This window comes from Vibrio sp. 10N.286.48.B8 (genome assembly GCF_003050085.1).
In the GTDB taxonomy this organism is placed as follows: domain Bacteria; phylum Pseudomonadota; class Gammaproteobacteria; order Enterobacterales; family Vibrionaceae; genus Vibrio; species Vibrio crassostreae.
In genome coordinates this window covers 87,273-108,804 of record NZ_PIGD01000006.1, presented here as the reverse complement: position 1 = coordinate 108,804, position 21,532 = coordinate 87,273, and the positions used below count along the sequence as shown (strand labels likewise).

21 protein-coding genes are annotated in these 21,532 nt (G+C 44.3%); 8 read left to right on the top strand and 13 right to left on the bottom strand.

The window, feature by feature from the left end; genetic code table 11:
• Positions 1–2 precede the first annotated feature (2 nt).
• The 7 genes from CWO08_RS09440 to hinT form a co-directional block, all read right to left on the bottom strand.
• Positions 3–1,292 carry an NAD(P)/FAD-dependent oxidoreductase gene (locus tag CWO08_RS09440; RefSeq protein WP_048658280.1) on the bottom strand — a complete coding sequence of 430 codons (1,290 nt, stop codon included), beginning with the start codon at positions 1,290–1,292 and terminating at the stop codon, positions 3–5.
• A 509-nt stretch (positions 1,293–1,801) separates the two neighbouring features.
• Positions 1,802–2,341, bottom strand: coding sequence for an alpha/beta hydrolase YcfP (ycfP, locus tag CWO08_RS09435; protein WP_048658279.1), 540 nt, complete (start codon positions 2,339–2,341; stop codon positions 1,802–1,804).
• A 108-nt stretch (positions 2,342–2,449) separates the two neighbouring features.
• Positions 2,450–3,304 (bottom strand): phosphotransferase, encoded by an 855-nt coding sequence (locus CWO08_RS09430; RefSeq protein WP_102478374.1) that lies wholly within the window; start codon positions 3,302–3,304, stop codon positions 2,450–2,452.
• A 183-nt stretch (positions 3,305–3,487) separates the two neighbouring features.
• On the bottom strand, positions 3,488–4,078 hold the full coding sequence (lpoB, locus tag CWO08_RS09425) for a penicillin-binding protein activator LpoB (protein ID WP_108020343.1): 591 nt from the start codon (positions 4,076–4,078) through the stop codon (positions 3,488–3,490).
• 86 nt (positions 4,079–4,164) lie between these two features.
• A complete protein-coding gene (locus CWO08_RS09420) occupies positions 4,165–4,548 on the bottom strand; it encodes a YcfL family protein (protein ID WP_019822451.1) in 384 nt (127 codons plus the stop codon).
• Positions 4,548–5,939, bottom strand: a complete 1,392-nt coding sequence (locus CWO08_RS09415) for a COG3014 family protein (protein WP_102478373.1) — start codon at positions 5,937–5,939, stop codon at positions 4,548–4,550. The genes CWO08_RS09420 and CWO08_RS09415 overlap by 1 nt, the downstream gene beginning before the upstream one ends.
• Before the next feature lie 296 nt (positions 5,940–6,235).
• Positions 6,236–6,586, bottom strand: a complete 351-nt coding sequence (hinT, locus tag CWO08_RS09410; RefSeq protein WP_004736268.1) for a purine nucleoside phosphoramidase — start codon at positions 6,584–6,586, stop codon at positions 6,236–6,238.
• 277 nt (positions 6,587–6,863) lie between these two features.
• On the opposite strand from hinT, the gene CWO08_RS09405 reads away from it, so the two are divergent.
• Complete coding sequence (locus CWO08_RS09405) at positions 6,864–8,855, top strand: methyl-accepting chemotaxis protein (protein ID WP_108020342.1); 1,992 nt, start codon at positions 6,864–6,866, stop codon at positions 8,853–8,855.
• Between the two features lie 197 nt (positions 8,856–9,052).
• Positions 9,053–10,219, top strand: a complete 1,167-nt coding sequence (locus CWO08_RS09400; protein WP_017065293.1) for a DUF1887 family protein — start codon at positions 9,053–9,055, stop codon at positions 10,217–10,219.
• 197 nt (positions 10,220–10,416) lie between these two features.
• Here CWO08_RS09400 and udp read toward each other — a convergent pair whose 3' ends face one another.
• The 4 genes from udp to CWO08_RS09380 form a co-directional block, all read right to left on the bottom strand.
• Positions 10,417–11,175 (bottom strand): uridine phosphorylase, encoded by a 759-nt coding sequence (gene udp, locus CWO08_RS09395; protein ID WP_017632176.1) that lies wholly within the window; start codon positions 11,173–11,175, stop codon positions 10,417–10,419.
• 313 nt (positions 11,176–11,488) lie between these two features.
• Positions 11,489–13,846, bottom strand: a complete 2,358-nt coding sequence (locus tag CWO08_RS09390; RefSeq protein ID WP_108020341.1) for a zinc/cadmium/mercury/lead-transporting ATPase — start codon at positions 13,844–13,846, stop codon at positions 11,489–11,491.
• Positions 13,847–13,999: 153 nt separating this feature from the next.
• On the bottom strand, positions 14,000–15,463 hold the full coding sequence (locus CWO08_RS09385) for an MATE family efflux transporter (protein ID WP_102432612.1): 1,464 nt from the start codon (positions 15,461–15,463) through the stop codon (positions 14,000–14,002).
• Positions 15,464–15,634: 171 nt separating this feature from the next.
• A complete protein-coding gene (locus CWO08_RS09380; protein ID WP_048658272.1) occupies positions 15,635–16,051 on the bottom strand; it encodes a CBS domain-containing protein in 417 nt (138 codons plus the stop codon).
• Between the two features lie 304 nt (positions 16,052–16,355).
• Here CWO08_RS09380 and CWO08_RS09375 point away from each other — a divergent pair, with 304 nt between their 5' ends.
• The gene (locus CWO08_RS09375; protein ID WP_048609358.1) at positions 16,356–16,589 is read left to right on the top strand and encodes a hypothetical protein; all 234 of its coding nucleotides are present in this window, start codon (positions 16,356–16,358) and stop codon (positions 16,587–16,589) included.
• 172 nt (positions 16,590–16,761) lie between these two features.
• Positions 16,762–17,046: a hypothetical protein gene (locus tag CWO08_RS09370; RefSeq protein ID WP_108020340.1), complete on the top strand. Its 285-nt coding sequence runs from the start codon at positions 16,762–16,764 to the stop codon at positions 17,044–17,046.
• Between the two features lie 99 nt (positions 17,047–17,145).
• Here the strand turns inward: CWO08_RS09370 and CWO08_RS09365 are convergent, their stop codons facing one another.
• On the bottom strand, positions 17,146–18,132 hold the full coding sequence (locus tag CWO08_RS09365; protein ID WP_258185311.1) for a glycosyl transferase family protein: 987 nt from the start codon (positions 18,130–18,132) through the stop codon (positions 17,146–17,148).
• A gap of 286 nt (positions 18,133–18,418) precedes the next feature.
• Between CWO08_RS09365 and CWO08_RS09360 the strand changes: the two genes are divergently transcribed.
• From CWO08_RS09360 to CWO08_RS09350, 3 genes are all read left to right on the top strand, one after another.
• Positions 18,419–18,793 carry a hypothetical protein gene (locus tag CWO08_RS09360; RefSeq protein WP_108020338.1) on the top strand — a complete coding sequence of 125 codons (375 nt, stop codon included), beginning with the start codon at positions 18,419–18,421 and terminating at the stop codon, positions 18,791–18,793.
• Between the two features lie 89 nt (positions 18,794–18,882).
• Positions 18,883–19,482 (top strand): thiol:disulfide interchange protein DsbA/DsbL, encoded by a 600-nt coding sequence (locus CWO08_RS09355; RefSeq protein WP_108020337.1) that lies wholly within the window; start codon positions 18,883–18,885, stop codon positions 19,480–19,482.
• A gap of 202 nt (positions 19,483–19,684) precedes the next feature.
• Complete coding sequence (locus CWO08_RS09350; protein ID WP_108020336.1) at positions 19,685–20,179, top strand: peptidylprolyl isomerase; 495 nt, start codon at positions 19,685–19,687, stop codon at positions 20,177–20,179.
• A 130-nt stretch (positions 20,180–20,309) separates the two neighbouring features.
• Here CWO08_RS09350 and CWO08_RS09345 read toward each other — a convergent pair whose 3' ends face one another.
• On the bottom strand, positions 20,310–20,732 hold the full coding sequence (locus CWO08_RS09345; RefSeq protein WP_048658267.1) for a cytochrome c: 423 nt from the start codon (positions 20,730–20,732) through the stop codon (positions 20,310–20,312).
• 152 nt (positions 20,733–20,884) lie between these two features.
• Here CWO08_RS09345 and CWO08_RS09340 point away from each other — a divergent pair, with 152 nt between their 5' ends.
• Complete coding sequence (locus CWO08_RS09340) at positions 20,885–21,526, top strand: cytochrome b/b6 domain-containing protein (RefSeq protein ID WP_048658262.1); 642 nt, start codon at positions 20,885–20,887, stop codon at positions 21,524–21,526.
• Positions 21,527–21,532: the final 6 nt, after the last annotated feature.

The following is a 21,532-nucleotide window of genomic DNA, read 5'->3' as shown; positions in this document are numbered from 1 at the left end:
GATTAGTGAAGCTTTAGGTTTGGACGAAGTACACGGTTAATACGACCAACCAGCATCATCAGTGATGTTTTGATTAAGCCGTGAAGCGCCATTTGGTGCATACGGTACAAAGAGATGTAAACCACACGAGCAATACGACCTTCAACCATCATCGAACCTTTAGTTAAGTTACCCATCAAGCTACCTACGGTAGAGAAACGGCTTAACGAAACCAGTGAGCCTTTATCTTTGTAGATGTAGTCTTTTAGGTCACGACCGTTCAGCTTAGCAATGATGTTGCTGAATGCACAGCTTGCCATTTGGTGAGCCGCTTGTGCACGTGGTGGAACAAATGAACCATCTGCTTGGGTACATTGTGCCAAGTCACCGATAGCAAAGATGTTGTCATCCAGTGTTGTTTGCAGCGTGTTTTTCACAACCAACTGGTTGATACGGTTGGTTTCAAGACCACCGATATCTTTCATGAAGTCTGGTGCTTTGATACCTGCTGCCCATACCATGATTTGTGCTGGGATCTTGTCGCCATCTTTGGTTGTTAGGCCGTCAGAGTCCGCCTGAGTCACCATAGTATTAGTACGAACATTCACACCAAGCTTCGTTAGCTCAGAGTGTGCTGCGCTTGAAATACGAGGAGGTAGAGCCGGAAGAATACGCTCACCCGCTTCAACTAGGTTCACGTTCAGCTTGCTTGAATCTAGATCACCGAAGCCGTAAGTACGAAGCTCTTTTACTGCGTTATGTAGCTCTGCAGAAAGCTCAACACCTGTTGCACCCGCGCCAACAATCGCGATGTCTACCGTACCTTGACCGTTCTTAGCGTGAAGCTTTAAGAACTGGTTATTCATTTCAGTACGGAAACGGTGCGCTTGTTCTGGGCTATCAAGGAAAATACAGTTGTCACGAACACCTGGAGTGTTGAAGTCGTTCGACGTTGAACCTAGTGCCATAACAAGAATGTCGTATTCAAGTTCACGACTTGGCATCAGCAATTCGCCGTGCTCATCTTTCAGTTCGCTCAGTGCAATCACTTTACGTTCACGATCGATGTCGTTCAGGCTGCCCATTTGGAAGTCGAAGTAATGGTTTTTTGCATGTGCGCGGTAGCTTAATGCATCAACACCTTCATCCAGTGAGCCAGTTGCTACTTCATGAAGTAATGGTTTCCATAGGTGGCTTGCTTTACGGTCTACCAGAGTGATCTGGGCACGCTTCTTACGACCTAAAGTTCGGCCTAGCTTAGTTGCTAGCTCTAAACCACCAGCACCGCCGCCTACTACGATAATTTTTGTCACAATGACAATCCTCTACAAAATGAATAAATGGGGTTCGGCTCGATTACTCCAACCGATAAATTCTATGTATCTACTCGGCCTTGTTGATAAGGCTGTGACATATTGGATAACCGCGAAAAAGAATAACGACAGCTAACCGAGTAGTTAGAGGGATAACAAACAACAAACATTCGTTTGTCGCTTTGCTCACATGGATAAAAAAGGCGTCTAGCTGAGAGATAGAACGCAAATTATGGGCAAGTTTTTCACTCGCTCTCAATTTTTTTTGATATTTATCAAAATATTTTGCTTAAGAACATTATATATAGCAAAAAGATGACCGCAACAAAAATCCTTACCCACAATGAGGATTCGCGGCTAATTAGTTAACGTTTGCGCAAACTTATCTATAAATGCACAAACCGACCGATAAAACATATACAACTGTTTTATCAATACCAATATCTAAGATTCAGATGTGAAAAAGCAGCACCCAAATGAGTGCTGCTTTTATAAAATAACCGGAGTAATTAAGCGTTCTTAAACGCTTTCATTGCCTGAAGATGTTGAGAGATTTTTTTGAATTTGTGACTCTCTTTCTCGTCCCAGATTACGTCGTAGTAATCTTCGAGTGCAGCGGCTGTTTTGCTATTGTCGTGAATTTCATCTTCACGAGAAAGCACCACTAAACAGCGACCTTTGTTCTTCATACGGTACTGCTCAACACACTTGGTCGCAATATCTTCGTACTCTTCAGGACGGTCAATTCGACCTACCATGTTGTTTTCAGGTTGCAAGTTTGGATTGAAAATCACCTGCTTAATACCACACAAGAAACCAATGCGCTCAGACCAGAAACCACCTAAACCTACACCACAAATAATTGGATGCGGATCATCTGATTGCTCTATCACTTTATGCACTTCTTTTAGCAAATGCTGCATATCGTGTTTTGGATGCAAAGTACTGTAGTTGATGAAACGAACGTCATCATCAATGAATTGCAACTGCAGTATTTTTTCGTGATTGCCCGGGCTTGTTGAGTCGAAGCCATGTAGATAGATAATCATTGTACCTCCCCCGTTGAATATTGGTACGTTTTGATCAATCTAACACGAAAAACAAGGTTTTAAAGGTAACAGCTGAGAAATTATATTTTTCACTTCCTAAACGTGATCCTAGCTACATAAAGTGTGACTCAGAGCCTCTGCTTCCTGCAAATAACTTTCATCGCCCCAAAGCTGATGAGCAAGTAAATACCAAAGCATCGCCATCATTTGGCTTCTTGGTAACCACGCTGCTACACCATCTAGCCAAGGCTGAACATCATGGATACCTCGCAGCTGACAGTACTTCTCAACCGCTTCAGTAGCCGGCACTCCAGTAACCGCAATGGTCAAGGTTAAATCGAGCCTAGGGTCTGCTAGCGCAGAGTATTCCCAGTCGATAATCTTAATACCGTTACTGTTTCTCACTAGGTTATAACCACCTAAATCAAAATGGCACAAAGACAGGTCGACATTGGTAACACTCGGGGCCACGCGCCACTCTTGATAAACCTTAGTGCAGGCTTCGGTCTTATGAATCGCATCAAGCTGCAGCCAATAGTGGTCGACTCGCGCTGTGAAACTGAATGGTTGCAGTGGTAATCGCGCAGTATTGACCAGATGCACAGAGATCAGCGTTTTCAACAGGTCATCGATCTCTAGATCTTCGTAAAGTGTCTCACCTGCAATCCACTCAACCAATAAACCCTGTTCATTCACCACCACTGGGCTTGGCCCGATGCCGAGACGCTCAATTGCCGACAACACTTGGTACTCTTCATGACGAGAGATGAAGAAGGCTTTAGTGATAGCTGTGGTTGGCCGCCAAACATACGCAGTGCCATCGACATCAACCAATTTCCAACATCGATTGGTCAAACCGCCTGTTAATGTCTGAGCTCTAACTGGAGGCTCAGAAAAGTAACCATCAAGCGAACTCAGACTGGTATCAAGAAGCTTAGCCTCAGACCAAGAAAAAATTGCCATTGCTCATTCCCTATAAACGTCTTCATTTCCCTAAAAAAAGACACTGACCAAAAGCCAGTGTCTCTTCATAAACAGCACATCATGCACTGCATTGGCGTGTGACCAAGCTATATGTGGCCAAACTATGCGCAGCCAAGACTAGCGCTGTCAAAACTGGCTGCGTTAGTTGGCAAGTAAGCGAAATTAAAGGCCTAGAAGGCTGTTAGATTGTTGCTTACGGATTTCAGTCTCGTCAGCCCACTCAATCAAGCCAGACTCAAGATCCATTAGGCGCATCGTCATTTTGTAGTATACGTCTTCATCGCTACCCGCTTTCTTAACGATGCTTGATAGGTTGCCGTACAACATATACTGAGCGCCCACCATTTTACCAAACTGAATCGCTGAACTTTGGTTTACAAGCTCATCGTTGTTTTGGAAGTTCAGTTGATCACGAACAGACTCAACACGATCCATATCAACGAAACGGAACTTACCAGAATTCAACATTTTAGTACTGATTGTGTCAGTGATTGACTCAGTATCGATGTGCTCACTTGTTTTGTTCTTGATTCGCTCAACGAACACGATTGGACGCTGTTCACGAGTAATGTAAGCCACTGAACCAGACGCCATCATGCTATCGACCATTTCACCCGCAATCGTTTGAAGGTCAGTTGAACCGAAATCGATTGTCGTGGTTTCTACTGCTTGTGCATCACCGTAGCTTACCTTGTTCGAACAACCGCTTAAAATAACCGCTAAACCTAGTAGCGCAATGACACTCTTTTTCATTTTGTTTCCTCAACTTATCACTGAGTGGGGTTACCCACACTCTTAAATTCTTATATTTACGAACCATTAGATCCGTTTTATCTAACTTACTGCTCTCGGAACTGAACTCTAAACTGAGTCGCTTTCGGGTTTACCGACACTTCCGACAACGAAATACTTTCAAAGCCACGCACAATCGCTTGCTTCCAAGGGCCTTGCTTTAGGTTGACCTCAAGGCCGGCATCGTCGTACCAGTAAAAACGATAAAGGATATGTTGATCGCCTTTATAGTTACTGTTTAAACGAACGATTCCTCGCGTATGACCGTCGACTAAATCAGTGCGGATATCTTCAACTTGTAAGCGGCTGCCCAATACATTGTCACCAAAGAAAACGTTCTGAGTCAGACTATCGACCCTTACACCAGCTGTATTATCAGCACAACCAGCCAGAGCCATAACCGCTGCTAAGCTCACTAACCACTTTTTCATTACAGCCTCCCTAGCTGTTTATGCCACATTGTTGCGTTGTTTCCTTGTCGAGAAATCCACACCAAGGTGGTCTGCCCCTCTCGAATATCAAAGTCATACGTTTTAGCGCCAGCCTCCAACGTATATTGACCACTGTTTGCTACAAACGTGCTGCTCTTAATCTCTGCTGGTAAAGATTGCCAACTGCGAGTGTCTGGTTGCTCTGTCAGTGTGTTCCACACGTTGAACAGAATATTACCGACATCATCGCCTTTGGTGGCTTCTTTACGAATGCGATCTTTCGCAACCACACGTAGCGCTTGGCGAATAACAATGCTCGTCATACGCTCAGATAAATCGTTTTGAGCCATTGCATTTACATCGGTAATCAAATGCTCTTGTAGCGGCTGCCCACTGATTCGCAATGCAGAAAAACGCTCTACGTTTTGGCTCGGGTAATATGGCAGCGCAAGAGAGTATATCGCTCCCTGATCGCGACTGTCATAAACAGGTAAATCTAGTCGCCAACTGTCCATAGCTTGCACAGCGCTCTGTTCTTGAAGAACAATTACTCTCCCTTCACCTACATTAAGTTTAGAAGACTGCTTATAACGTTTTTCTAGTGTCGCTAAATCTTGTCGCATCCCTAAACGAGCGGCTGTCGCCATGGTTCTGTCGATGATTTCTTGGTTATCTGGCATCACAGCCAAAGCACGACGATAATCAACATAAGCGCTGTTTAGATCATTCGAAGCTTCATAAAGCAGACCAGACAAGAACATCAGATATGCATTCTGTACCGACTGCAGTTTTTTACCCGCATCTGGGTAGTTGGCAAGGATGCTACCGACATTGGCAGACAAACCTTGCTTCTTCGCATCGTTAGCTGCCCGGTCTAACTCAGCTTCGCGTTGCTTCTTCGCTTGCTCTTGCACTTGGTTGGCGCGACGCATTTCGATCACCGCACCTTCTAAATCATTTTTCTTGAGGTAATTTAAACCGAGATAGAGATGAAGAAAGCCCAACTCATAATCGGCTGGCACATACTCGGTAATATTGTCATTCACAGCCAACGCACCCACGCTGGTTGCACTGTCTGAGATTGAGATTACGGCTTTTCGTTGCTGCTCAGTAACCGCCTGATCAGCCACTTCAAACGAAGACTTACTCTCAGGATATTTTTGATCCAGCAGGTTAATTCTGCCTCTTTCAAAGTTATCAAGGATGTCGCCTGCCGCGTAATCTGGTAGCTCTTGCTGAGCCTCTGAATAATCTCCAGATTTAACGGCTTGGTAGATCGCTTTGTTTTGTGCGCTGTAATGACTAAATAGGCTTCCTGCAGAAATACTCGCACAACCTACGGTCAACGCCGATAACAGGGCAATTGAAGCGAATCTAAACTGTTGCTTCACTTATCGTCTCCGTGCATGTTTAAAATGCCAACTTTGTTAGGGTCTGCTGACCTTTCGTGGTCTCATTATCAAAACGAAACGTATTGTAAAAAGGATCTCAAGCCAGTTGAAACCCTACTGATTTAGCCTCTGCCTAGGCGATGCCGATATTCAGACAACAGATAGAACTTAAAGTTGGCATACAAACTACAAATTTTCCAACTAACTACTAGTGTTAACCCGCTAATGATCTCGTTTAAACTAGCTCATTAACTTTCAGTAACTCGTTAGCTTTTCATTAGCTCATTAACTTTTTATTAGCTCATTAATAGCGGACCAAGTGGACGGCCACCAACCAAGTGCATGTGAATATGATAAACCTCTTGGCCACCGTGAGAGTTGCAGTTCACGATAAGACGATAGCCATCTTCTGCGATGCCTTCTTCTTTTGCTAACTTCCGAGCAACGGTAAACATGCGGCCCATCATCGCTTCATCTTCGACTTCAACATCGTTAGTTGTTGGAATCAACTTGTTAGGGATTATTAGGATATGGCTTGGCGCGCGAGGGTTAATATCACGAAATGCGGTTACTAAATCGTCTTGGTATAGTAGATCTGCAGGGATTTCTTTATTGATGATCTTACTAAAAATGGTTTCTTCAGCCATGTTTCTCTCCGATAAAACATTTATTTTTTAATGCTTTGAGTATGCGCTATGCCGCATCAAACCACAATAAATCTGCTTTAAAGCATAATAAAAAACACCGTTCAAATCAAAGAAAACGAGCCTCAGCTCTCAAGAATGGCATGTTGGTTATAACTGAGGGTTATTTTTGACGTGTGCGTCATAAAATGCGCAAGCGGAGCTCAATAGAATGCTGATAATTTTGTTAGTTTTACTTTGACCTGACATTAGGTCAGCATTTTTATTTAGGGAGAAAGCCATGAAGGGATCTGTGATCAAGCGTATGTACGCTGGTTTCGCACTGATCATCATCATGTTCGCAGTCACGATAACCATCATGATGAACAGCATGAATCAGATACACAGCAATTTTGAGAGTGTCTCAGAAACCTCATTACCACTTGTCGCGCTTTCAAATCAAACAAGTGTTCAATTGCTCTCTGCTGATAAGTCATTCAAAGATTTCTTAACCACACAAAACGCTGAACGCATGTCTGCAATGCGTACAGAGTTTGCTGCATCACAAAACTCGTTTTCTGAAGTGCTAGGTAACTTAGAAGCAGCAAGCCAAAACAATGTTTCGCTCACCGAACGTATCGCCCAATTAAGAGCGATGGAAGAGCGCTACTTCGCCGAAGCAGACGAAGCGATGAACAACTACGTCGCTATGTTTGAAGCACAAGAACAAGTACAAAAAGCGTCTCGCGATTTCCAACGCTTACATTCAGAATTAACCGTTGGCATGAAAGAGTACGTGGCCGACCAAAAAAGCATCTCTGTAAAAGTAATGGCAAAAAGCTACTTCATTAAACTGCAAGACGCAGAAGTCATTACCTCTGATGCACTTGCTAGCTCTGATGTAGCCTTCGTTCAAAAAGCCGTTAACCAAAATAAAAAGGCCGTTACTCACCTTAACTACGCTTATCGTGGCCTATCAACACAACTACCAGCACTTAAAAATGTCTTTGATGAATCAGTTCAAAAGTTCACCAAAGATGTTGGTCAGAAAGGCGGTGTCTTGGACAAACACAACAACTACTTGAAAGCGAAAGAAGCTCTGTATATCAACATTGCAAACCTAGCCGTAGAAGTAGACCAAGCAATGGCAGTGCTAGATTCATTCAACGTGACCGCTGAAGAGCAACTGAACTCGTCGTTAGCTGACGCAAGCAACATCTACGACAAAGGCCTATTCAATGCGATCGCAATTGGCATCATTGTGACCGTATTCGCTGCAGCGATTGGTTACCACATAGCACATAGCGTAAGAGAGCCATTAACTCGCATTCTCGGAACATTAGAAGGCCTGACTCAAGGCGATATGACTCAACGTATCGATATTCGCTACGACAACGAATTCAGCCGTGTGAGTCGCCACATCAACACCTTGGCGGACAACTTGCACAATATCCTTGTGAAGCTGAATGATGCTTCAGATGACTTAACCAAGACAGCAAGCGTAAACCAAAAGACTTCTTCTGAAACGCAAGCTCAGCTGAACAGCCAACGTGAACAAACGGCAACTGTCGCGACCGCAATGACAGAGATGTCTCATTCTGTACAAGAAGTGGCAAACAGCGCGCAAAGCTCACTCACCATGGTTCAACAAGTAGAATCGGCTTCTGAGTCTGGTCGTCAGATCATGAACACCAACATTAGCACTATCAATCAGCTTGAGGTTCGCTTGACCGAATCTGTAGGTGCTGTAGGTGAGTTGCAACAAATGAGTAGTCAGATTGGTTCAATCCTTGACGTTATTCGTGGCATTGCTGAACAGACCAACCTACTTGCACTGAATGCGGCAATCGAAGCAGCGCGTGCTGGCGAGCAAGGTCGTGGTTTTGCAGTTGTTGCCGATGAAGTACGAGTGCTAGCGCAAAAGACCACTCAATCAACGTCAGAAATCGAAACCATGATCAGCAACCTGCAATCAAGCTCGAAAACAGCAAGTAACGTGATTGAAAGTTGTATGAGCGACATGGACATGTCAGTCCAACAAGCTTCAAGTGCAAACAGTGCGATGGAAGAGATCCAAGCCTTGATTCTAGAGATTAGCCACATGAGCACACATATCTCTCAAGCAGCCGCAGAGCAGAGTGAAACGTCTGGCGATATCGCGCGTAATATCGAAGACATCAACCACATCGCAGATAAGAGTTACCAAGCGATGTCATCAATTGCAGAAGCCAGCCAAAACCTAACGATTCTGGCAAATCAGCAAGGTGATTTAGTACATCAATTCAAACTATAGATAAATGAAGAATTGATAGATATTTAGTGAGATTGTTGAGACTTCATACCCAATAGTGGTAACTAATTGAGCTAGGGCAACTTTTATCAAGGGTTGCCCTTGTTTTTTATGAGCTTTGTCATTATATGATTATTAAGGCTTGCTGCTTCCCGTTTTTTCTTTCACCTTTATGAGCGAGCCGCTATTAAGGAATTTATATGGCTGTTCATGTTGGCATTATCGATCAAGACCCTATTCGCTTGCTCACCCCTTTACTTGATAACCGAACGGTCAGCACTCACATCGTGTTTATCGGCGACAAGAATCAAGTCAGTATGTACAAACGTTTAGACAGCGTTTTACATAAGCGCGACATTACCAGTGAGTTTTTCGAAATTCCGACCATCGTAAACACATCTGTAATCAAAGAATCTATCCAAACTCTTGCCGAAGACCTCAAAGCTCGCGGTCAAGAAGTGAAGCTCAACGCTAGTTGTGGCCTCCGTCACCGCCTACTTTCGGTGTATGAAGTATTCCGTACCTACCACTGGCCAATCTTCGTGGTTGAACCAAACAGTGACAAGCTGTGCTGGTTGTACCCGAACGGAAAAGAAGACGCACAAGTTCAAGACCGCATTACTATCGACGACTACCTAACGGTATTTGGGGCTCGTGGCGAGTTCAGCGATGTTCAGCTATCTCCGCAACTTGATCAGAAACTTTATGAACTGGGTGAACGTTGGGCAAGTAACGCGCTAGAATTGGGCCCAGGCCTTGCGACATTAAACTACCTTGCAACGACCTGCCGTAAAGAACAGAAGCTTGATGTTGGTCTCTCTGAGAAGCAACAAGGTTACCGTGAACTGAACATGCTGTTGAGCGATTTAGTTGAAGCGAAGATTGCGACTTACGACAATGGTATTTTAACTTTTGCTAATGAAGACGCACGCCGCTTCTCAAACGGTGAATGGCTGGAGACTCTGGTTCACAGCACAGTGAAACAAATCCAAGATGACATGCCGACCATTCAAGATCGTTCTTTGAATGTTCAGGTATACCGTCAACTGGGTGAACGAGAAGTTCGTAACGAGCTTGATGTTGCCTCAGTGGTGAACAATAAGCTGCACATCATCGAATGTAAGACCAAAGGTATGCGTGACGATGGTGATGACACCTTGTACAAACTGGAATCGCTTAGAGACCTATTGGGTGGCCTACAAGCACGTGCAATGTTAGTGAGCTTCCGCCCTCTTCGCCATAACGACATCACACGAGCAGAAGATCTTGGCCTTGCATTGATTGGCCCTGACGAATTGAAAGATCTTAAAACACACCTAACGGCATGGTTTACGGCTGCGGGTGGTAGTGAAGATCTAGAGTACTAAAAACAAATAAACTCATGAGAGCTAAATGCTCTTAAGCAGATTGTTAAAAAGGCGAATGACGATTAAGTCACTCGCCTTTTTTGTATCTGATACTTTTTCTTGTCCACTTTCTCTGCCACATAAAAAATGGCCACATCATTCGATACGGCCATTTTCAAAATTTGCAGTCAGTTTAAGACTTAAATCTTTTTTGCAACTTAAAGCATTTTACGAGCAGCTTCTACAACTACTTTGATTGAACGCGCTTCTGTTACTTTTAGTGTGTCGTGATCAGGCGTCTCTTTTTGAGTACGGTTGATGATTACACCAGCAACACAACCTGCTTTCAGACCAGAACTTGCACACATAGTTAGCAGCGTTGCAGATTCCATCTCGAAGTTTAGAACGCCCATGTCTTGCCATTCTTGCATAGAACCTTGGAAACGCTTAACAACACGACCAGAGAACGTATCGTAACGCTCTTGACCTGGGTAGAAAGTGTCACTTGAAGCCGTTACGCCCATGTGAACTGCTGCGCCTGATTCTTCAACCGCTGCTTTCATCGCTGTTGCCACTTCGAAGTCAGCAACTGCTGGGAATTCCATTGGAGCAAAGTGCAGGCTAGCGCCGTCTAGGCGAACAGAACCTGTAGAAACAATCATGTCACCCACGTTTACGTGAGGTTGGATAGCACCAGTAGTACCAACACGTAGGAAAGTACGAACACCAAGTTGAGCAAGCTCTTCTACAGCGATAGAAGTAGATGGGCCACCGATACCTGTTGAACATACAACAACTGGCTTGCCGTCTAGCTCTGCGCGGTAAAGCGTGTATTCACGGTGACTAGCAAGGAATACTGGATTCTCCATCTCTTCCGCAATTTTTTGCACACGAGCAGGATCACCAGGGATGATCGCCAGAGTAGCACCGTTAAGATCTGCTTCAGTAACACCTAAGTGGAAAACAGCTTGAGACATAGTTCGCTCCTTTTGGCTTATTGGGCTTTTTACCCTTATTTAAGCTCATAGTAAATTCGTGGGGTACGAACACACTCTAACCAAGCTTATTACAAAATGAAGTGACACATGTCACACGAATGATCGCAACAAGAATTCAAGTTTCACAAAAAACCGATTGGCATCACAAAAATAAGCAATCCGTATACCTATGTTGCATACTAATGAGACAAAAAGCGCCTTTAACGTATTACCGCTAAAGGCGCTTTTTAGATTAGACGCTTTCTATATTCGTCGCTTTGAATAAGACATAATCTATGTCAGAGATCTGAACTTAATCCGCCTTAGACTTGAATCGAAGCAGACGCAATGCGTTCAATGTCACCAAAGCTGTCGCACCACTATCCGCTAACACTGCAACCCATAAGCCAGTAATACCTAATAAGCTCGTCACCAAGAATACACCTTTCAAACCGAGCGCTAACGCAACATTTTGACGGATGTTGTTCATAGTTGCTTGCGATAGCTCAATCATCGCTGGTAATTCTGTTAAGCGGTTATGAGTTAGTGCTGAATCCGCCGTTTCCAAGGCAACATCAGTCCCTCCGCCCATTGCGATGCCGACATTCGCCGTTTTCATTGCTGGCGCATCATTGATGCCATCACCAACCATTGCAACGTGCGACTGTTGAGATAACTCCTCAACGTAAGATACCTTGTCGCTTGGAAGTAGGCTCGCCTTGTATTGCATACCAATCTTACTGCTGATCGCAGCCGCACTGCGCGGGTTATCGCCAGTCAGCATGATAGATTGAATACCCAAATCATTGAGTCGTTCAATCGCAAACTTAGCGTCACTGCGTAACGTATCTTGCCAAGCAATCAGACCAATCACTGTCGTATTTTGCTCTTTTGATTCTTCTTGATCTTTAAGCTCAAGAGCAACCACAACCGTCTTGCCCTCGCCTTCCAATGCTTCTACCTGAGAAACCACATCGGCACCAAGATCGAACGCTATTTTAGACGGTGACAGAACCTGATACTTAACGCCATCAACATCACCTTCAACACCACTACCGATAAGTGCGATCTTGTTGTGTGATTCAGGAATCTCAATATTCAGATCTTTTACTTTAGCGACAAGTGATTGCGCCAATGGGTGAATAGAGCCAACTTCAATTGCACCAACCACACGCAGCATCGCATCTTGTTGCCAACCCGAAAGAGGCTGAATATCCGTAACCTGAGGCTTACCTTCGGTCAGTGTGCCCGTCTTATCGAAGGCGATAGTTTGGATTTTACCAAGCTGCTCCAGTGCTGCACCGCCTTTAATTAGTGCACCACGTTTCGCTGCTGCCGCTAAACCAGAAGTAATCGCTGCTGGCGTCGAGATAACTAACGCACACGGACAAGCAATCAATAATAACGCTAGGCCACGGTATACCCATGTTTCCCAAGGTTGAGCGAACAACAGTGGTGGCGTGATAATAACGAGTAAAGCCACCACCATCATCAATGGCGTGTACCAACGACTGAACTTATCAAGGAAACGTTCCAGCGGTGCTTTACGAGACTCTGCTTCTTCAATCAAGTGAAGAATACGGTCGATTGCGTTTTCACCTTGTTTTGAAGTGATGGTTATACGAACCACTTTGTCCACGACGACGGCACCAGCCATAATGCTGTTACCTTCGGTGTGTTCAACAGGAACAGATTCACCGGTTAACGCACTTTCATCAAAGCTCGCCGCGTCTGTAATCAATTGACCGTCAGCAGGTAAACGAGAACCCGCAGCCACTTCAATCACATCACCAGGAACCAGTTCACTGACTGCTACTTCAACACGTTCACCGTTGATAATCTTAGTTGCATTTTCTGGTACCAATGCCATTAACGCTTGAACGCCACTTCTTGCTCTAGATGAAGCAAACGCTTCTAAGCGCTCACCAATCAAGAACAATAATAGAACCATCGCCGCTTCCGCGGTTTCACCCAGGTACAAAGCACCCAGTGCGGCAACACTCATTAAGGTTTCAATAGCAAACGGTGTACCTGAGCGTGCCAACTGAACCGCTTTCTTCGCCACCGGATATAAACCAAGCAAACAAGTTACCGTAAACAAGCCTTCACTTAATTGAGGAGAGGTACTTTTCAGAAGCGCAGCAAACAGCATTGCCGCTGCAATCGCGATAATCTGTAAATTAGGTTGGATATGAGCTTGCCAAAAAGTCTCAGGTTGTTGTTTTTCTTTCTTTGAACCGACTTCCGTAAGAGGGAAACCCGTTTTAATAGAGACCTGTTCAATGGTGTCGGCAAGGCTTTCATTATCGAATTTCACAACCAGCTTTTCGGTAGCAAAGAGAACCTTCGCTTGAATAACACCGTCAATATTGCTGATCGCGTTTTCTATTTTTCTTGCACAAGCTGGGCAGTCCATTCCGGCAACCAACCAACTTTTCGAAAATTGAGCGTCGAAAGATGAGGGTAAGGACTGACTGTCCTCTTCTCCACTGTCCGAACTACAACAATCATCCCCTGACGATGAAGGAGCCGCAGAAGAAGAACTACAACAGCCAGATGAAGTACCTGCTGCCGTAATGCTGGAAATTTTAGGGCTAGAGCAACCAGCTCCCACCGCTTGAGGTTGAACGTCCACTTTTGTTGAGCGGCACGCTGCATGTTTTGCGCACATAATGTATCTCCTTAATACTCAAAAGCCTTGAGGTTGTTGCTGACTCACGAGCAACAGAACCTTAAGTTCATCAAAAGTATAAACCTTGGAGGCTACTCCAAGGTCAAGAAGAAGTTATCAAGAAAACAAAAATATTATGCCAGCGCCGATGGCTTACTGAGATTTAAGCTCCGCACACTCTTCACGGTTCGCCGATACATCATCAATAAGAACCGCATCGTGTGAACAGAATGGCTGAGTGTTCAAGCTGACAATCGACACATCATCTTCCACTGGATCAACTTGAGAGCCCTGCATTAACTCAGCAATATGATGTCGAAGTACCAAAATACCTAAAATCCCGAACAGAACATTACCAAAGGCTTGACCATAGAGAACACCCAAAGCGCCATACCATTGTGAACCTAGATAAACGAACGGCAGAGTACCTAACGTCGCTTTGCCTAAGTTCAACGCCGTTGAATAAAGAGGCTTACCTAGATTATTAAAGGAGGTATTGGCAACAAACAGTGCGCCGTTAAAGGTGAAGGTCAGCGCTACATAAGTACAAAACGCAGCAACAATAACGGCCGCATCACCTTGTAAGCTAAAGCCTTGAATGACATAACCTTGAACGAAGTACAACAGAATACAAACGGCAATGGTATAAAGTGTCGTCACCAGCAATGAGTTATTGAGTGTTTCTTTAACTCTGTCCATGCGTTCTGCACCAAAGTTCTGACCAATGATTGGTCCCACAGCGCCAGACAAGGCAAAGATAACCGCAAAACAAACCGGTGTTAGACGACCGATCACGGCAAAGCCCGCGACAAAATCCTCACCATATTGTGCGATACCTGTCGTCACAATCGCATTACCGATAGGCGTTGCGGTATTGGTGATAATCGCAGGCAGCGCAATCGCCAATATTGGTCGAATATTAAGGCGCCATTGCACAAACGAAGGTGGAGCCACCAGCTGATGGCTGCGAATCAGAGGATAAAGCGAGAAGAACAGCACCGAGAAGCGAGCAACAACCGAAGCGATAGCTGCCCCTTCGATGTTCCAACCAAAACCAAAAATAAACAGAGGATCGAGAATCGCGTTAACAATACCGCCTGACAAAGTCGCCCACATCGAACGTTTCGCATCGCCCGCCGCTCTCAAGCCCGCACCCGCGGCCATCGCCAACGCCAAAAATGGACCACTTGGCAACAAAATCTGTAGGTAAGCTTGAGCACGCTCGGCTGCAATACCTTTGGCGCCTATCGCGGCTAGCAGCTCTGGAATATAAGCGAACATGATTGCCGTTACGGTGGAACTGATAACAAACGCAGTCAACATGATACTGGTGCTTAGGTTTCGAGCGTGTTCTTGATTCTTTGAGCCGATGGCTTTGGACACTAATGCGCCCATGGCAATGGAAGTACCAATCGAAACAGAGGTAGAGAAAAAAGTCAGCGTACCTGCAAAGCCTACCGCAGCAGCCAATTCGACCTGCCCGAGCATACTGATAAACAACATGTCGAGTAAATCAACCACAAATAACGCCATCAAACCGACAGAGCCAGCCCCCGACATCACCAATATGTGGCGCATCGTTGAACCTTCAACAAACTTTGCCGTTTGATTTGACATGAAACCTCCAAAAGTTGGAATACCCAAGAGCTAAAGCCCTATCAACTAATCAACAGGCTAGGGATCCACAAAGAAAGGATCGACCAAGAAAAGTGCTATACATAAAAAAGGCGCTAGTGCGCCTTTTTTCAATTGAGGGTATTGAGAAAAATAATCGTTCTTAACACGCTACTATACCTGATGTTTGAAGCATTCTTCCAAGTTCTTGCCGATTGCTCTCAAAACATCGGTTCTGGTGATCATACCCACCAGTTTTCGATTATCGATTACAGGGTATGCTTTAGGTTTGCCCACCTGCATCATGTCCGCCAATTCAATAATGGATAAGTCAGGTGACACCGACAGTACTTCTTGGTGCATGCAATCACCCACAAGGTGTGTGTCTTGGCAGAAGTAACTGACCTTCACAAGTTTCTCGAGTAAATCCTGCTCAGAAAGGAAGCCTATCACTTGTTCGTTATCATCGATTACGGGTCCACCCATGTGGTGGCTACGCATCACTTTGTCTAACGCTAGACTTAACGGCATATCAGGAGTAAATGTCACAACCTGCTGCGTCATGTAATCTTTCACTTTAATAGAATGCATTGCGTTCTCCCTAAATACTTTGCGTTATATATTTTTCTATCTTGTTAAGTTAATTGTTGTCTAAAATCTTGATTTTACTAAATGGATTTCAACAATTTTATTGATAGGCAAAACCTAACAAGACAACAAAGCGAGACAAACAAAGGCTTGAGCACGTTTTAGACCACCAGAAAAAAGGAAAAAAAAGAGCCCTTACAAAGCCTTACTTTCCCTTGCTTAACCTTACTTAGCCGAACTAGCCTGAGTAGATAAACCCTGTAATCTTCTCCGCACTAATAATTAGAAATCCGGATTTAGGAAGTTTATGCAACACGACAACAACATGTACGCGTATGTTTATGCAGGTAACGACGGCACAGAAAACACACTCATCGCCACTATAGATAATCAAGAAAAACCGCTTATTTCAAGCTGCGTTGATGAGATAAAACGCATGTCGTGCTTAGCCATTGACTTAGCAGCAAAACACGACCTAAAAGTGAAGCTGGTGAAGTATCAAAGAGAGCAAGAGATCGACTTCGGCCTATTCGTAAAATAGTGAGTCCGACACTGGTTTGGTTAATCACGAACTGGCAGCCACAGCAGCATTAGCATTAGCATTAGCATTAGCCATAATGGCTGCCGAATTCGCCCTGACAAGCCTAACGGGTAAAGGCTATAATGATCAGACGGTGCCCTTGCCGATTTTCATTGTCTAAATACGGTTTACTATGTCTTCTCGAACGTATCTCTCTAACTCCTTATCTAAGTTAAAAAGCTACTTTAGCGAGTTATTGGATTTCCAATCACGCATTTGGGTGGTTCATATCTTTGAAGACTCTATTACCGATCAGTCATTTGTGATTAATGAAGATGGCTTTAAAGAACCGTTAGAGTGGATGAAGAAGCGAGCCTATCAAGCAGCAATGCTTGAACGAGTTGAGAAAATGAAAATTTCACAAGTCATTGAGATTCAGTTCGAAGACAAAATGCATCGATTGATGCGAGTGAAGTAGCTCTATTGTTTGGGCATTAGCAAAAAGCCCTTTGCTATAAATCAAACATAAAAAAGGCCAGCGCTCGCTGACCTTCTCTGATTGGTTAAAAACCATCATCTAACGCGCACAATACTCATGCCACAAGCGCACCGCTTTCTGATATGCCTCAGTTTTATCGTGCGTTTCTGCAAAGAGAATAGCTGTCATGCTGTCGACAACGGTATTCGCCATTAGCGCCATCTCTTCAGTCGACGTACCAAGTACACATTGACGAGGAAGTGGCAGTTCTAAGTTCATCATCTCTTCCCAGTAGAACGACTCGACTTTATCAGGAGAGCTCATCCACACCGTTTGGCTAACTTTAGGATTATATTCCGACTCACCGTTCATCCCTTTGAATGAAATCACCGAGTGGGATTTATTGCCAATGACATGCTCAACTTCCGCATGAAGTTGTGGGAAGCCAGGATGGAAACTACCACGCAGACCTAAACGACCACCACCGGGATTCAATGCTCGAACTACCGTGTTAATTGGTGTTCTTAATCCGTAACGGTGTTTCCAACCGATCATGGTTTGCGCTTCGGGAGCAAAGTTAGCTAGCGGTAAATAAGCAATGCCGTCTTGTTCAAGAATCGACTTAGCATGTTCAGGGTTCTCTGCACTTTGCACACCAACATCTTGCAAATGGCTTTCAACGTGTGTCCTACCGCTCGGTTTGTCCATGTAGCCATGCATTAAGACTTTATAACCACTGTCAGCGAGGATTTTTGCTGCCAGCAAGTTCCAAGGTTTACCACTGGCGTTATCGTTACGCTTACCTGCATAACACGGCCAATCAATATCAGCACCTAAATCTGGCACTCGAGATTGAAACGCTTTTACAAAGCCAGCGATCTCTTCATTGGTTTCATTCTGCACACGAATCAGCATCAGTAGCATAGCCATTTGGTCGTTGCCGACTTCTCCGCTTAAATACTCATCCATGATGCGGTAGGCTTGTTCGAACGATAAAGGCTTACGCCCTCTTTCTCCTCGTCCAACTGTACGAATACACTCTAAAATACTACTCATTGATTGTTTATTCTCTTCCGTTGATATCAATAAAATTCGCATACGTTTTCGATTCTATGATACCCGCAGTCCATTGCAAAGCGATTCAACAGCTGCTCCCTAATTATCAATACACGGATTGAGGTAAAATTAACGAATGCAGCGCACCTTGATAGGTCAAACAAAATAGAACCCTGGCAAGTTTCATCGGGTTTGATTAGAGATGCTGAAACAAGTCGTGTATTATCGGAACGTTTGCACTTTACCTATTTTACGGTTAGCGGTTGCACAATTTTATTCGCACCAACACACGTTCATATACCAAGACTAAGAATTGATGCCAAAGTTGATTAACAAAATTTGGGTACACGCTTTCATGCTCTTCGCTATGCTAATGGCCACCATTAGTGTGGACAGCATCGCGAGCAGCAATGCTCTGCAAGCCCCCCAAGCTCAATCAACTTCTGCCAATAGCTTATCTTTCTCTGCTTCTAACATCAGTTCTGTAGAGATCGCCCCAACACCTTTTTCCAGCGTACAATCCAACGTTGAGCACCACTGCTGTGGATCGGTCTGTCTACTGAAAATGCCACCACTTATCGTTTCTGAATCTTTCGAACCGCAGATTGAATCACTGGCACTGATAGAAAAAGAATCTTCGCACAAAGCGATTTTTGCACCACAAGCGCCATACCGCCCCCCTATTTCCTAATCGTTTGTCCCTGTTTGGCAATCTCTGCCACCAAGTTATAACAGCATTTTTGCTGTATCAAATGACATCCGAATTTAGGAAATTAACACATGAAAAAACTATTTAGCCTCTTTGCTGCTCTACTCTTAAGCGCTTCAGTAAACGCCGCACAATTTGAAGAAGGCACGCACTACAAAATCCTTGATGTAGCAAAGGCCGACAAGCCTGTCGTTACCGAATTTTTCTCTTTCTACTGCCCACATTGTTACAAGTTTGAAGGGGTCATTAAGTACCTAAAAGCAGACTTGCCAAAGTCAGCAAGCTTCCAAAAAGTGCACGTCGCTTTTATGGGTAACAACATGTCAGTGCCAATGGCGAAGGCTTACGCGACCATGGTTGCGCTAGACGCTGAAGAAAGCATGGTTCCTGCCATGTTTGCTCAGATCCATGAGAAGCAACAAACACCAAAAAATGAAGCAGAACTGCGTGACGTTTTCATTGATAACGGTATCAATGCGAAGAAGTTTGATGCAGCATACAACAGCTTTGCAGTGAACTCGATGCAAAAACGTTTCGATAAAGAGTTTGAGCAAAGCACACTAACAGGTGTTCCTGGAGTTCTGGTTAACAACAAATACATCGTGAAACCGGATCAAATCAAGAGCTACGAAGAGTACAACCAACTAGTGAATTACCTACTAACGCTCTAAGTCCGTTTTTCATCTCAAAGCCAGTGATTCATCGCTGGCTTTCTTATATATGAAGTCTCCCTAGCCACTCACCATTCCCATAAATCCGCTTGGGAAGCATTGTTAACTGGCATCCTCCACAATTTTTCATATACTGCACTCAAATAAGCTAACCACTGTGCTGTAGCCTTCAAAGTATTAACACTCAAATATTGGGACCTTTATGATCATTCTGACCACAAACTTTGGCGACATTGAAATTGAACTGAACCTTGAAAAAGCGCCAGTAACATCGAAAAACTTCCTTAAATACTGCCAAGATGGCTTCTACGAAGGCACGACATTTCACCGTGTTATTGAAGGTTTCATGATTCAAGGTGGTGGGCACACTATCGACATGACAGAAAAACCAACTCGCGCACCCATCGTCAACGAAGCAAACCGTGGCTTAAAGAACGTGATTGGCTCTCTAGCGATGGCTCGTACTGATGCACCACATTCTGCAACGGCACAGTTCTTCATCAACCTTGATGACAACGATTTCCTCGATCACACCTCAACAACCAACGCAGGCTGGGGTTACGCTGTATTTGGTAAAGTATCGGCAGGTATGGATGTGGTAAACAAGATCGCAGCCGCGCCAACGACCATTCGTTGGGGACATGAAGATGTACCTTGCGAAGATATTGTGATTACTAAAGTCACTGTTCGCGACTAATTCACTCACGTACTTTCCCGCCCCTAATGCATTCGAATTGATTGCACAAAGAAAAGAAGGCTGCGCGATAGGACTATGGTGGTAAGGGGTCGACTTTACCACCTATATTCAAAGCTCGTTGTTAGAATCGTTACCAACGAGAACGATAAGTACGGTGACATCCTTTGCACGTCTTATTCGCAGAAGTTAACCCTCGCTCTGCACTCAACAAGTCTTGTTCAACACTCGCTTGGTAAACCTCTGCAAAGCCTTGATTCATCTGCAACATCAGTTGGTTAAATTTCTCAGGCTTGCTCCAAACCTCCTTCTTGGCCTTACCTCCTGTATCAGCTTCAGCAAAACTCGCGTTCAAGACATCACCATGTTCCACCAACATTTCACTTAACTCCTCAACCTTTTTCCAATCTGTATTTCGGTTTCCTAATTCTGAAGACACTTGTTTATTGAGTTTTTCAATTGAGCTGAAAGCCTGTTGGCGATTATTCACAGCTTCAGTTGCAGCAATAGCCATTACTGGCGCGGCGATAAGTAAAGCGATAGTCAGTTTTTTCATAGTGTCACTCCTGTTCATTGGTCGGTTGATTTGTTGATCTTTCAATCGGGAATCGATGAGATGCATTTAATTTACACAACAATAGTTGCACACGCAACTATTGTTGTGTAAATTAACCTCACTTTGAAAAGTGACAAGCAGGAAATTGAACAATGAAAATTTGGGATCTACCGACTCGACTGTACCACTGGCTACAAGCCACACTATTCATTGGTCTAGCGGCATCAGGCTTTAGTGGCAATGGCCCACACATTTATCTAGGGCTAGCACTGTTTAGTTTGATTCTTTGGCGCTTGGTCTGGGGAATGATTGGTAGCGATACCAGCCGTTTTTCGCAGTTTATGAGCTCACCTCGATCTGCTTGGCTGTACTTACGAGGCCGAGTTCAACCTAAGCCGGGGCATAATCCTCTAGGTGCTTGGATGGTTGTGGGGATGATTACAACCTTATTCGCCCAATGCATAACTGGCCTAGCGATAGCTGGGTTCTTCGACACATTGCCATATTCAGAAATCATCATCACAGACGATGTTTTTGACCTACTCGGCACAGCTCATACTATTGCCGCACGTATGTTAATCGCTTTTGTAGCACTGCATTTATTGGCTATCTTGACCTACAAACTGCGTTCAAAGCCTTTAGTGCTCGCTATGATCACAGGCAAACAAAATCAATCGTTATCTACCGCTCATTCCGGAAATGGCACTCAATTGGCTTTCTCATCAAATAGAAAAGCATTGTTGGTGCTAATTGCATCGGTATTAGTTACGATGACAATAGTTGTTATGTCATAAGAATTA